The sequence below is a fragment of the Streptomyces collinus genome (genome assembly GCF_031348265.1).
Lineage (GTDB): Bacteria > Actinomycetota > Actinomycetes > Streptomycetales > Streptomycetaceae > Streptomyces > Streptomyces collinus.
In genome coordinates this window covers 8101376-8114284 of the sequence record NZ_CP133771.1, presented here as the reverse complement: position 1 = coordinate 8114284, position 12909 = coordinate 8101376, and the positions used below count along the sequence as shown (strand labels likewise).

Sequence of the window (12909 nt, the reverse complement as noted above, 5' to 3'; positions counted from 1 at the left end):
TTCGGACAGGACGTTCCCCGGCGGTCGAGCGTGGCCGGCGTGGTGAACTGCCGGGCGGCGGAGTCGATGACCAGCGCGTCGGCGCCGCAGACGCAGACCTTGCCCATGCCGCGGGCGACGACGGCGGCATGGCTGGTCTTGCCGCCCCGGCTGGTCAGGACCGCCTGTGCGGCGATCATGCCGGGCAGGTCCTCGGGGTGGTTTCGCGGCGGACCAGGACGGTGTGCTGTCCGCCGGAAGCACGGCGCACAGCGGCGTCCGAGTCGAACACCACGGCGCCGACCGCCGCACCGGGCGAGGCGGGCACTCCGTGGGCAAGGGGCACGTCGGAGGTGCGGGTGGCGAAGCTGGGAAACATGAGCCGGGTTAGTTCCGTGCCGTCGACGCGGGCCAGAGCTTCATCGGACGTGATCGTGCCCGCCTCGTCGAGCTCGCGCGCGATCGGGAAAGCGGCCTCGGCGGTGCGCTTGCCCACCCGCGTCTGCAGAATCCACAGACGTCCTCGCTCGACTGTGAACTCGACGTCGCATAGGTCGCGGTAATGGGCCTCCAAAGTGCGCAGGGGATCGCCGAGTTGTCCGTACGCCCGGGGGTCGAGGGGTCCTGCGGGAACCCCTCTCCCGTCTCGCGGCGGATAACGCCCTTGAACTCCTCGACGACGTTGGCCAGTTCTTCCGCGTCCAAGGCGTGGTCGTCGGTCACGGACAGCGCGGTCTTATGGGCTTCGACGACCCGTTCGAACGGTCCGGCGGTGTGGCTGTTCAGCAGCGGGCCCCTCGACCCCTCGGCGTCCGAGCGGGACATCCCCCCGGCACCGGGGGTGCAGCGGGTGATGAACCGCATCGGCCCACGTGGTCACGTCACCTTCGGGGGACGGCTGACCTGGGCAACCATGGTGACCCGGGACCTGGCGGTGTCCGAAGGCTGACCGCTCCTGGTACAACCCTTCTGGCTTGTCAGGCGTGTGCCACCACGGCTACCGGGGCGACGGCGTGGTGCAGGACGGCATGGGCGACGGGGCCGATGTGCACGCCGAACCGGCTGCGCCGGATCCGCCGGCCCACTACGACCAGGGAGGCATTGCGGGAGGCGTTCGCCAACTGGTCCGCAGCACTGCCGGCCCGGGAGGCCTCGATCACCTCGACGGCCGGGTACTTGTGCCGCCAGGGACGCAGTGCCTCGGTGAGCTCGGCCGCATGCTCCCGGGCGAGCTCGTCGTACAGGCTCACATGGTCGGACAGGCCGTAGATGTTGTACGGCGGGGGGTTCCAGGCGTGCAGGACGCACAGGGCCGTGTGGCGACGGGCCGCCTCCTCGAAAGCGAAGGTGATGACCGTGTCGTCAAGGCTGCGGGTGTCGAGGCCGAGGAGCAACGCGGAAGGGGGTCGCCGCGGACGGTATGCCGGCGGGATCCATGGTGTGCTCGTCCGCTGCCTGCTCACCGGCCCGCACCAGTACCACCGGCACTTCGGTGCGCGCGATGGCGGCCTGGCCCACGGAGCCGACCATGAATCCTCCGATCCCGCTCAGTCCGCGGGAGCCGAGGACCAGCAGTTCGGCGTCCCTTGCCACGTCCACCAGGACATCGCCCGGCAGCCCGGTCAGGTGGACCGCGTTCACGTCCACTCCCGGATGACGTGACTGGAGCCCCTCAGCTGTCTCGCGCGGGATCCGCTCGCTCCAGTGCTGGAGGGTCTCCGGACCGAGAAGCGGGGCCTGTGCCATCGGTTCCGGGACGGGCTCCCAGACGTGCACCAGCCGCAGCGGCAGTCCACGCAGCTTCGCCTCACGAGCCGCCCACTCCGCGGCCGCCCGGCTCTCGGACGAGCCGTCAAGGCCCACCATGATGTAGCCCAGCATGCTGACCACTTCCTGAATCGGTACCGGTTGCGACGCCTCTCGGGAACAAGGCGCTGACCGTGCACCACACCGCCCCTCGGGTTACGCCGCCGGAACGGCCAGCTCGTCGTGCCGCTGCTCGCCGAGCACGACTTTGAGCGCGCCGGTGTCGGCGGCGTGTGCGAACACCTCGTACGCCTCTTCCATCTGGTCCAGCGGGAAGGTGTGGGTGACCAGCGGTGCGGTGGGCACCCGCCCGGAGGCCGCCATCCTCAGCAGCGTGGGCGTTGAGGACGTGTCCACCAGCCCGGTGGTGATGGTCACGTTCTTGATCCACAGGTCTTCGAGATGCAGGGTCGCGGGCTTGCCGTGCACGCCTACGTTGGCCACCCGGCCGCCGGGCCGCACCATACGGGTGCACATCTCGAAGCTCTCCGGCACTCCCACCGCCTCGATGACCACGTCGGCGCCGAGGCCGTCGGTGAGGTCGGCGACGAGCTGCTCCGGCTCGTCTCGCACGGGGACGACGGCGTCGGCACCGAGCCGCCTGGCGGCCTCGAGCCGGGAGTCGGCGAGATCCACGGCGATGATCCGCTCAGGCGAGTACAGCCGCGCGGTGAGGATCGCGGCGAGTCCGATGGGCCCGACGCCGACGACGGCGACCGTGTCACCGGGGCGCACTCCCCCGTTGATCACTCCCACCTCGTAGGCGGTCGGGAAGATGTCCGCGAACAGCACGGCGTCCTGGTTCTCCAGCGCCCCCGGCAGCGGGTGCACGGACAGGTCGGCGTGGGGCACGCGCACATACTCCGCCTGTGTGCCGTCGATCAGGTGGCCGAGGATCCAGCCTCCGCCGCCCTGGCACTGGCCGTACGCGCCCTCCCTGCAGAAGCGGCAGCGGCCGCAGGCGGTGATGCAGGAGACCAGGACCCGGTCGCCCGGACGGACCGTCCGCACGTCGCTGCCGGTCTCGACGACCTCGCCGACCGCTTCGTGTCCCAGCACCGTCCCGGAAGGCACCTCCGGCACGTCGCCCTTGAGGATGTGCAGGTCCGTCCCGCAGATCGTGACGGCGTCGACCCGGACGATGGCGTCGGTGGGATCCTTGAGGCCCGGGTCCGGGACCTCCTCCCATGCGGACTGCCCGGCGCCGTGGAAAACGAAGCCCTTCATGTCCGTTCCTCCCTGGCCTCCGGCCGTTCGGCCGGACGTCGTCGGATGACTGGGGCGGGCACGGAGCGCGCCGGAGATACCCCATGCATCCATCTTTGACCAGAGTGGTGGCCTTCGCTCGGGCCGGGCGGCCCTGTCGCAGGGCACCAGCTCGTGGCGGGCCCGGGCGAGATGGTCCGCCCACGGCACCGTCGAGGCCCGCTCCGCGGTGCGGGCGGTCGCGGCCCTGGTCGTCGCCACTTCGTGTCCACATCCGGCACGGCGTCCGCGACGCGGTCCGCGACGACGAGGCAGAGGGCGAAGCCGAACTCGACGAACTCACCCTCGACCTGCGTCGCACGCTACGACTGCGACCGCCTCCACGACGACGAGCCGGTCAAACCCCACGGGGGTATATTCGCAACCAGTGAGCCCCGGCCACGGGGCGCTGCGGAGACAACTCCGAGCGGAGGTGGTGGCGATGGCGACAGTGCGCGCCAGTGCCTTTCGCTGCGCAGGCGGCGCCGTCATCGCCCTGCTCGCCGCTCTGGCCGTACTGATCCATCACGAGACGGCCGCTGTCTCGGACGCCCCGGCGCAACGCGCCATGCACTCCACGCACATCGGGCATGCCATGCCCGGCATGGCGTCCTCGTCCGCTGCCGCGGCACGGCAGGTCTCCGACCTCACTCACGCGGACGGGTTCAGTACACCCGCTCCCGCGCACGGCGTCGGGGGCAGCACCTGCGCCGTTCCGGGCATGCAGCACTGCACCGCCGGAAACGTCGAGGGGCTCAAGCTCCCCATGCCGCCGCAGGGCACTCCGGTGCAGTCGGCCGCCCCGTACCAGACCGAGCCCGGCCCTCGGCCCGTCGGCACGGTCGGCCGCGCGCCACCCGACCTGTCGGTCCTCTCCCGACTGCGCCTCTAGGCCGCGACCACGGCACCCGTGTGCCGTCCTCGCCGCGCCCCATGCCAGTTCGAAGAAGAGGACTCACATCGTGAACAGCATCAACCGCCGCTCCATCCTGCTCGCCGGACTCGGCGCCGTCGGCGCGGGCGCACTCGCCGCCTGCACCGACTCCGGCAGCGCCCCTGCCCTGGTCAGCCCATCCGGTTCCGCCGTCGCCGCCGCAGAGAAGAGGCGGGGCGGCACCGGCAGGCAGCACAAGATCGCACTGACCGCCGCGCCCGCCAGGGTAGACCTGGGCGGCGGCGTCAAGGCCAACACCTGGGCCTTCGACGGCCGCACCCCGGGCAAGGAGATCCGGCTCTCCGCCGGGGACACCCTGGTCGCCGAACTCGCGAACCAGCTGCCGGGCAAGACCACCACCTCGATCCACTGGCACGGCATCGCCCTGCGCAACGACATGGACGGCATGCCCCCGGCCACCCAGGCCGCCGTCCGCCCCGGCTCCACCTTCACCTACCGGTTCGTCGCCGACGCCCCGGGCACGTACTTCTTCCACCCGCACGTCGGCGTCCAACTCGACCGCGGCCTGTACGCCCCCCTGATCGTCGAGGACCCGCGCGAGCCGCTGGCGTACGACGACGAATGGGTGGTCGTCCTGGACGACTGGGTCGACGGTGTCACCGGCACCCCCGACGAGGTCTTCGCCGAACTCAGGCAGGGCATGGGCGGCATGGACATGGGCGGCAACTCCGGCTCGGGCACGGAGGGCCACGACATGCACTCCATGGGGATGGCGAGCGGCGATCCATCCCCGTCCGTCTCAGCCACGTCGGGCGGGAGGCCGTCGACATTCATGCTCATGGGCGCGGAGAGCGATCTGCTGGGCGGCGATGCGGGCGACGTGAAGTACCCCTACCACCTGGTCAACGGCCGCGTGCCGGACGACCCGGAGGTCTACACCGGCAAGCCCGGCCGCAAGGTGCGGCTGCGGATCATCAACGCGGGCAGTGACACCGCCTACCGGGTCGCCCTCAGCGGCCACAGGATGACCGTCACGCACACCGACGGCTTCCCCGTCCGGCACCGGCAGACAGACGCACTCCTGATCGGCATGGGTGAGCGCTATGACGTGCTGGTCACCCTCGCTGACGGCGTCTTCCCCCTGGTCGCCCTGGCCGAGGGGAAGAACACCAGCGGGCTGGCCCTCGTGCGCACGGGCTCCGGCCGCGCGCCCACTGCCGCCGTACGCCCGAGGGAACTCAACGGCACGGTCATGACCGCGTCCGGGCTGCGCGCGGCCGGCGACGTGCGACTGGAGTCCGTCGCGGCCGACGTCACGCACCGCATCGAACTCACCGGGGGCATGATGCACTACAACTGGGCCATCAACGGCAAGCCGTTCGACATGGCCGATCCGGACGCCAACGCCGTCCTGGTCGAGGAGGGCCGGCGAGTCCGGCTGGACTTCGTCAACACCACCACCATGTGGCATCCGATGCACCTGCACGGCCACACCTTCCAGCTCGGCCGCTCCGGTCCCCGCAAGGACACCGCGATCGTGCTGCCCAAGAAGACGCTGTCCGTGTTCTTCGACACCGACAACCCCGGCCAGTGGATGCTGCACTGCCACAACGCCTACCACGGCGAGGCCGGGATGATGACAAACGTCGCCTACCAGGCATGATCCCCCGGTGGCCGGACGGCACGCCGCTCACGTGTCGTCCGGTCACATGGGTAGCCGTAGTAGTGGAGAGTGAACTCCTCGGGCAGCGCATCGCCGTCACCCCGGGATGAGGCCCTCGTCGGAGAGCAGCTCCCGCACCTGTGTGAGGCTGGTGTCCTCGTCGGGCAGGACCAGGTCGGACGGCGTGATCGTCTCCGCCGGCAAGGGCGCGCCATAGCTGCGTACCGCGTCCAGCAGCGCCGACAGGGCAGTGGCGAACAGCGTGTCGTCGTCGGCGTCGGCCGCGGACTGCAGAGCCGCATCCAGCTCGTTGAGCCGGTCGAGGTGATCTTCCGTGACCTCGTACTGACCCTCGCCGAGAATCCGCATGATCATGATGTCCCCTCCTGGTCCGGCGCGCCCTGCTCGGCGCTCTTGCCTTCCAGGGCCGAGGGGGTGGCGGACGCGGGGAGCTGGGCTTTCATCCGGGCCAGTTCCCTGTCCACGTCCTGGCCCGCGGTGACCCGTTCGAGTTCGGCCTGGATGTCGTCGCGGCCCGCAGGGAGGGTGGCGTCCTCCAGGGCGCCGGAGGCGAGAAGTTCATCCAGCGCACCGGCACGGGCCTGCAGTTGCTCGGTCTTGTCCTCGGCGCGCTGCATGGCCATGCCGACATCGCCCATCTCCTCCCCGATGCCGGTGACCGCCTCGGTGATGCGGGTCTGGGCCTCGGCCGCGGTGTAGCGGGCCTTGATGGTCTCCTTGCTGATGCGGAAGGTGTCCACCTTCGTCTGGAGGCGCTGTGAGGCCAGGGTGAGTTTCTCTTCCTCGGCCTGCAGCGTTGCTTGCTGGGTCTGGAGGTCCGTGAGCTGGGAGGCCACGGCGGTGCGCCGGCTCAGGGCTTCGCGGGCGAGGTCCTCGCGCCCGGCGGCGAGCGCCTGCTGGGCCTGGCCCTCCAGCTTGCCGCCGGACTGGCGCAACTGGTTGATCTGCAGATCGATGCGCTTGCGGCTGGTGGCCACGTCCGCCACACCGCGTCGTACCTTCTGCAGCAATTCCTGCTGCTGGGTATAGGAGTAGTCCAGTACCTCGCGCGGGTCTTCGGCCTTGTCCAGGGCCTTGTTCGCCTTGATCCGGAACAGGGCGGCCATGCGGTGGGCGATGCTGGTCATAGCGGCCTGCCTCCTCTCGATCGATGAGGAATCAGCCAGGCCATGCCTCGTCTGCGGGGCACTTCCAGACTCCGGCGGCGTCGTCCGGGCCGCAAACCGGTCGGCGGTCGTCACTCTCCCGCTCGCGCCTGGCGGGTCGACGATGGAGGTGAGCCGCAAAGGAGGTGACCGGCGATGCCACCGCACTGTGATTCTCTTGACGGTCCCGTCGTCACGGCCGCGCGTAAAGCCCTGGAGGGCAGGGATGTCGCACAGATCCTGCCCTACGTGCCCGAAGAAGGGGAACGAGAGGTCCGTGAGGCGTTCAGTCTCACGGCCAAGGCGCGCACGTTCGGCCGGGAGGCGCAGGAAGTGGCCGACCGCTGGTTCTTCGAGACGGTCGTCCGCGTACACCGCTCCGGAGAGGGCGCACCCTTCACGGGGCTGAAGCCGGCCGGGCTCGATGTCGGGCCGGTGATCCCGGTTGCTGAGCATGCCCTCGACGTCGGCTCCCCGGACGAACTGACCGAGGCACTTTGCGGGATCATCCGTGAGCAGGTCGAAGAGCGTCACGGCCGGGCCATGGCGCTCAAGAAGCATGCCGCGGAGGGGGTGGCTGCCGCCCGCGCATTCGTGGAGGCCGGCCTCGGCGTGCAGGTGTGGGCGCACCACGTGTACCAACAGGCGATTGCCGTCCCGCACGCACCAGCCCTGCACTCCTGACGAAACGACAGTCCGGGCCCTCCCTGCATTTCATGCTGCCGTCGCACTGACACGCGTGCGCAGGCTGCGGAACTGGCGGGTTTGCATGATCAGGTGGGCGGGCTCCCAGAACAGCACGTCCATGGTCCGGGTGAGGGGCCGCGGGCGGCTGCGACCCCTCGCGCGGACGATGAGCCGGGTCCTTCCGCCGGGCTCCGGCCGGAGGTGGAAGCCCCAGATCGAGTCGATGTACGCCTTGGGCAGCGGCTCGTACCGCACGTCGAAGGGGCGTCCCGAGGGGAGTTTCGTCTGCGAGCGCAGCACCAGGGTCCGCTCCGGTTCCAGGACCGCGACGGTGAACCAGGCGTCGCCGCTCGGCAGGGCGTCCAGGTGCTGGTCCTGCTCCAGGCGCTGCCACTCCGGGACGATGCGCTCCACGCTCGGGCGTCCGCCGTTGTCCAGGCGGTCCCAGCTGTACCAGCCGCCGCGGTTGCAGCCCATCTGTGCCAGCCAGGGCCAGACCTCTTCGGGCGGTGCCGGCAGGGTCGTGGCCATGGTCGAGGTGCCGTCGGCATCGGGGATGAGACCATCGCCGGGGAGGCTGCGGTCGGCTTCGTCGTGTGTCGTACCCCAGGTCAGCACCCGTGGCCGCAGGAAGACGGCGTACAGGGCCAGCATGGCGGCCGCCGCACCGAGTGGGCGTCGCCCGGCCCCGGGCCGGTGCTCGCTCATGTGTTCAGCCTCGCAGCTCCCTGTCAGTCCCACCACAGGAGCTCGGCACCGCCGACCCCGGAGCCCGACCTCATCTGCGTGCCGTCACTTCACGAACGGCACGTCGTCGGCGTCTCAGGCTCAGTCGGCAGGAGTCAGGGCGGTGGGCGGGCCGGCGGTGACGCCGCCGTCCAGGACGAACTCCACGCCGGTCGAGAAGGTGGCCTCGGTGGCGATGAAGAGGACCATACGGGCGACTTCCTCGGGTTCACCGAACCGCGGGAGAGGCTGGGCGGCGGTGAACGAGTCGTCGAAGTCGGCCGTCATCGCTGTGCGCACCGCACCGGGATGGACCGAGCAGACACGGATCCCGTCCGGGGCCAGTTCCAGAGCTGCGGCCTTGGTCAGCCCTCGCAGTGCCCACTTGCTGGTCACATACGCTCCGATGCCGGCGTAGCCGGTGAGGCCGGCGATCGAGGAGATGTTCACGATCACGCCTCCGCCGGCCCGGCGAAGAGACGGTGCTGCCGTTCGCATGCCCAGCCAGGCGCCCTGGACGTTGACGTCGATGACCCTCCGGAAGGATTCGAGGCTCTGCTCCTCGACGGTCCCCCACTCCAGGATCCCGGCGTTGTTGACCAGCACCGAAACCGGGCCGAGGTCCCGGTCCGTCTCCGCGACGATCGTCTGCCAGCCGTCCTCGGTGCTGACGTCCAGGTGCGCGTAGCGGGCCGGGCCGCCGAGCTCCGCCGCCAGCTTCTCCCCCTCGGCGTCGAGGACATCGGCGACCACCACGGCTGCGCCCTCTGCCGCGAACAGCCGTGCCACAGCGGCGCCGATCCCTCTGGCTCCGCCGGTGACGATCGCCACCCGCTCGTTGAGACGTCGCATCATGACCTCCTGAACCTGCCTCGACGAAAATGCGTAAGTACGGCATCGGCAGCGACGGACTCAGCACGACGGCATGCCATGTATGGCCTCAAGTGCCGCAGGCCGAACGACAACAGGTCGGTCAAGGGGTCGCGCAGATGATCTCGACGACATGGCCCACCCAGGCCGGTGCCCCTCCAGACCAGTGTGGATTCCTCACCTCCCGTGCGCATGCCGGGAACAGGCGCCCGCGTCACTCAAAGTCCCTGTGCTGCCGGTAGGCCCGCGCGCGGCGGGCGTTCCGGTCTCAGTCGCGCCTGGAGCCGCATGACGACATGGCCGAGGCCGGACAGCACGCAGGCGATCGCCAGGTCGGTGAGCGGAAGCGGCTCCGTACCCAGCAGGTCCCGCAGGAGCGGCAGATAGACAGCGGCCGCCTGGAGGCTCAGTGCCACTCCCACGGCCACCAGCAGGAAGGGGTTGGCCAGGGTGCCCGGGCGGGCCCGGGAGCCGAGTGCGACGCCGAGCTGGGTCGCCCCGAGCACCAGAAACATCATGGACTGCCAGGGACGTCCGGTCTCCCGGGCCCAGACGCCGACCACGAGGGTCACCGTCGTGACGAAGGCCCCCATGAACAGGATCCGCGGCCACAGACCGGCCCCCAGCACGCTCTCTTCGGGAGGCCGGGGCGGGTGGCGCATCGTGTCCGGGTCGACGGGTTCCGCGCCGAGAGCGACACCCGGCAGGCCGTGCGTGAGCAGGTTGATCCACAGAATCTGTGCGGGCAGCAGCGGCAGCGGCATCCCCAGGAAGGGGCCGAGGAGCATCACCAGGATCTCCGCGGTGCCCCCGGCGAGCGCGTAGAGCAGGAACCGGCGCACGTTCGCGTAGACCCGGCGTCCCTCCTCGACGGCCGCCACGATCGTGGCCGGGTTGTCGTCGGCGAGCACCAGATCGGCCGCCTGGCGTGCGACCTCGGTGCCGCGCCGGCCCATGGCCACGCCGATGTCGGCCTGACGAAGGGCCGGGCCGTCGTTGACGCCGTCCCCCGTCATCGCCACCACGTGCCCGGCCCCGCGCCACGCCTGGACGATGTCCAGCTTCTGCTCGGAAGTGGTCCGGGCGTAGACGCGTACGTCCGTCAGATCGCCCGCCGTGCCTGTCCGGATCCGGTCCCCTGTGGTGACCTCGTCGTCCCGGGTGGCGATGCTGAGGCGCCCGGCCACGGCCCGCGCGGTCAGCGGGTGGTCGCCGGTGATGAGTACGGGGACGATGCCGGCCCGTTTGCAGGCGGTGATCGTCGGCTCGGACGCGCTGCGGGGCGGGTCCAGGATGCCGACGAGGCCGAGGAGCGACAAGCCCGACTCCCAGGTCGGGGGTGGCTGCGCCCGGCCCTCGTGGTCGGCCGAGGCGACGGCGAGCACCCGGTACCCACGGCGTGCCCATGCCTCCGCTTGTGCGGCCGCGCGGGCGACGGCCTCAGGGCCGTCGGCCAGAATCTGCGGGCGGAGCACGGATTCCGGCGCTCCTTTGCACGCAACGCGCAACCCGCCGTCCGGGCGGCGGTGCACGGTCGTCATGCGCTTGCGGCTGCTGTCGAAGGGAATCTCCTCCAGGCGCGGCAGTTCGCTGTCCAGTGCCGCCCGGTCCAGCCCGAGGCGAGCCCCGGCCACCAGCAGGGCAGCCTCCGTGGGATCGCCGAGCGCACTCCACTCCGGGGAGTGGTGCGACGGGGGCTCCAGAGCCGCGTCGTTGCACAGCATCGCGACGCTCAGCAGCGCCGCCAGGTCGGGAGCGTCACCCGCGGTCACCGCCTCGCCGTCTCGGACGACCCGGCCCTCGGGTTCGTAGCCGGTCCCCACGACCGATGCCTCGCCGAGGGACGTCCACAGTTGCTCGGCCGCCATCCGGCCCTCGGTCAGGGTGCCCGTCTTGTCGGTGGCGATCACGGTCACCGAACCCAAGGTCTCCACCGCGGGCAGCCTGCGGACGATGGCGTGCCGGTCCGCCATCCGCCGTGCTCCCAGCGCCAGAGCGAGCGTCACCACGGCGGGAAGCGACTCCGGAACGGCGGCGACGGCGAGGCTGATCGCCGCCACGATCATCAGCTCCACGGGCTGGCCGCGCACCAGCCCGAGGGCGAGCACCACCGCGCACAGCGCCACCGTGACAGCCGCCAGCGTCCGGCCGAACTTCACCAGCCGGTGCTGCAGTGGGGTGAGGCCGTGCGCACCGCCCATCAGGGAAGCGATCCGGCCGAGCGCGCTGTCGGCCCCGGTCGCGGTCACCACGACCCGTCCGCGGCCACGGACGACGACCGTGCCCGCCGACACCGCCCCGCGTGCTTCGTCACTGCCGGGGGCCTTCTCCACCGGAACGGACTCGCCCGTCAGTGACGACTCGTCCGCCAGCAGCGACGCCGCGACGAGAACGTCCCCGTCCGCGGGGACGATGTCCCCCTCGGCCACCAGGACCACATCTCCCGGCACCACCTCGGCTGCCGCGACGGAGCGCTCCTCACCGTCCCGCACCACCCTGGCGGCGGGGGCACTCATGGCGGACAGGGCCATCACCGCCTGTTCCGCCCGTACCTCCTGTACGACGCCGACCACGGTGTTCACGGTGATCACGAACAGGATCACCGCGGCGTCGGAGAGATCGCCCGTGGCGATCGTCAGGGCGGCCGCCACGAGCAGGACCAGGATCAGCGGATCGCGCAGCTGCTGCAGCACCCGCCGCCATACCGGAGTCCGCGGCTCCGCGGGGATCTCGTTGGGCCCGTGGAACTCCAGCCGCCGCGCGGCCTCGTCCGACGACAGACCCGTGGCGGGAGTCGTGCCCCGGAGCAGGTCGGACTTTGCGGCGGACCTCCGGCTGCCTTCCCGCCGGTTCATGTCCGTGACAGAGCCGCGTCCGGACGGCTCCGTGCAGGGGCTGCCATCCACCGCTCCCGTCGTCTCCGGCCACCGACCCGAGGGACGTACCCCCGCCTTCTCAGAGTGCACCCCTGCTCAAGGCTGCGCACGGCTGCGGCCGTGGTCGTCGGCGTACGCGGCGAACACTTCCGTCGGCGTTCCGCCCGTATGGAGGAAGCGCTGGTCAAGGATGGCGGCGAAGTCCTTCAGGGCACCGGCGAGCAGCTCACCGGCCAGTCGCACCTCCGGCCGCCGCGCCGCCTGCCCGTTTCGGGCTAGAACATCGGCGTAACCGACCATGGCCGCCAGCGACGAGTGGTCCTCCCCGTCGTGGAACCCAGTACGCCTCGGCGTACTGGGTGAAGTCGATACGGACGCGTACGATCTCGGTGGCCAGGCTGTCCAGCAGGAGCGCCCCCGCCGTGCAGTCGATCTGCTGCGTCGTCGGGTCCGAGTCGCGCAGCAGCGCCAGCCGGATGGCCAGGACCCTCCTACGGGTCAGCGCCGGGTAGATCTCCAGCACCCAGGAGACCGTGGCCGTCAGGAGGGCGAAGCCGACGAGGGCTTCCAACGGTGAGACCAGGCGAAGCCAGCTTTCAGCGGGTGCGATGTCCCCCAGTCCCAGGGTGGCGACCGTGACGAGCGACAGGTACACGGAGTCGAGCAGCGCCGGCTCCTGCGCCGCCTCGGAACCGGGCGAGAAGGTGAACGCCCCGGGCATGTGGGGCCAGTAGACGATGGCCCAGCCGAGGATGACGGTGACGGCCCACATACTCACCACCGTCACCATGGCGAGCGGTCCCACGAGCCCGACCACCCGCCTGCGCGCACGAAAGCGCCGGGCCAGTCGCCACAGCGCCGTCATGACGAGGCGGCTCAGGCCACCGTGCCGGGTGGGGTGCCAGAGGGTGTGGAACAGGTCCCGCAGAGTGATCACGACGAGTCCGGCACCGGCCAGCGAGACCAGCCACTTCATCCACGTCTCCCACGGCCCTC

The 12909-nt window shown here is 70.7% G+C and carries 11 protein-coding genes and 3 pseudogenes; 4 read left to right on the top strand and 10 right to left on the bottom strand.

The window, feature by feature from the left end; genetic code table 11:
* Window positions 1-11: 11 nt before the first annotated feature.
* Window positions 12-655: pseudogene (locus RFN52_RS36525) on the bottom strand (PEP-utilizing enzyme); the annotation flags it as partial.
* Between the two features lie 93 nt (window positions 656-748).
* Here RFN52_RS36525 and RFN52_RS40200 point away from each other — a divergent pair.
* Window positions 749-928 (top strand): annotated as a pseudogene (locus RFN52_RS40200) (flavodoxin domain-containing protein); the annotation flags it as partial.
* 28 nt (window positions 929-956) lie between these two features.
* Here RFN52_RS40200 and RFN52_RS36515 read toward each other — a convergent pair.
* Window positions 957-1860, bottom strand: a pseudogene (locus RFN52_RS36515) (universal stress protein).
* Between the two features lie 81 nt (window positions 1861-1941).
* Complete coding sequence (locus tag RFN52_RS36510) at window positions 1942-3012, bottom strand: zinc-dependent alcohol dehydrogenase family protein (RefSeq protein ID WP_184853150.1); 1071 nt, start codon at window positions 3010-3012, stop codon at window positions 1942-1944.
* 460 nt (window positions 3013-3472) lie between these two features.
* Between RFN52_RS36510 and RFN52_RS36505 the strand changes: the two genes are divergently transcribed.
* The gene (locus RFN52_RS36505) at window positions 3473-3922 is read left to right on the top strand and encodes a hypothetical protein (protein ID WP_184853148.1); all 450 of its coding nucleotides are present in this window, start codon (window positions 3473-3475) and stop codon (window positions 3920-3922) included.
* Between the two features lie 70 nt (window positions 3923-3992).
* Complete coding sequence (locus tag RFN52_RS36500) at window positions 3993-5588, top strand: multicopper oxidase family protein (protein WP_184853146.1); 1596 nt, start codon at window positions 3993-3995, stop codon at window positions 5586-5588.
* 96 nt (window positions 5589-5684) lie between these two features.
* On the opposite strand, the gene pspAA is transcribed toward RFN52_RS36500, so the two are convergent.
* Together pspAA and RFN52_RS36490 are read right to left on the bottom strand one after the other, a co-directional pair.
* Window positions 5685-5963, bottom strand: coding sequence for a PspA-associated protein PspAA (pspAA, locus tag RFN52_RS36495; RefSeq protein WP_184853144.1), 279 nt, complete (start codon window positions 5961-5963; stop codon window positions 5685-5687).
* A complete protein-coding gene (locus RFN52_RS36490; RefSeq protein ID WP_184853142.1) occupies window positions 5960-6736 on the bottom strand; it encodes a PspA/IM30 family protein in 777 nt (258 codons plus the stop codon). Before RFN52_RS36490 ends, pspAA begins: the two co-directional genes overlap by 4 nt.
* 174 nt (window positions 6737-6910) lie before the next feature.
* On the opposite strand from RFN52_RS36490, the gene RFN52_RS36485 reads away from it, so the two are divergent.
* Window positions 6911-7438 (top strand): DUF6448 family protein, encoded by a 528-nt coding sequence (locus tag RFN52_RS36485; RefSeq protein WP_184853140.1) that lies wholly within the window; start codon window positions 6911-6913, stop codon window positions 7436-7438.
* A 30-nt stretch (window positions 7439-7468) separates the two neighbouring features.
* Here the strand turns inward: RFN52_RS36485 and RFN52_RS36480 are convergent, their stop codons facing one another.
* The 5 genes from RFN52_RS36480 to RFN52_RS36460 all read right to left on the bottom strand — a co-directional run bounded on the left by RFN52_RS36480 (window position 7469) and on the right by RFN52_RS36460 (window position 12889).
* The gene (locus RFN52_RS36480; protein WP_184853139.1) at window positions 7469-8149 is read right to left on the bottom strand and encodes a hypothetical protein; all 681 of its coding nucleotides are present in this window, start codon (window positions 8147-8149) and stop codon (window positions 7469-7471) included.
* 120 nt (window positions 8150-8269) lie between these two features.
* The gene (locus tag RFN52_RS36475) at window positions 8270-9019 is read right to left on the bottom strand and encodes a glucose 1-dehydrogenase (RefSeq protein WP_184854172.1); all 750 of its coding nucleotides are present in this window, start codon (window positions 9017-9019) and stop codon (window positions 8270-8272) included.
* A gap of 236 nt (window positions 9020-9255) precedes the next feature.
* Window positions 9256-11892, bottom strand: coding sequence for a cation-translocating P-type ATPase (locus RFN52_RS36470; protein WP_184853137.1), 2637 nt, complete (start codon window positions 11890-11892; stop codon window positions 9256-9258).
* A gap of 117 nt (window positions 11893-12009) precedes the next feature.
* Window positions 12010-12156: a hypothetical protein gene (locus tag RFN52_RS36465; RefSeq protein WP_311241143.1), complete on the bottom strand. Its 147-nt coding sequence runs from the start codon at window positions 12154-12156 to the stop codon at window positions 12010-12012.
* Window positions 12140-12889: a potassium channel family protein gene (locus RFN52_RS36460; RefSeq protein ID WP_311241142.1), complete on the bottom strand. Its 750-nt coding sequence runs from the start codon at window positions 12887-12889 to the stop codon at window positions 12140-12142. The genes RFN52_RS36465 and RFN52_RS36460 overlap by 17 nt, the downstream gene beginning before the upstream one ends.
* Between the last annotated feature and the right edge of the window lie 20 nt (window positions 12890-12909).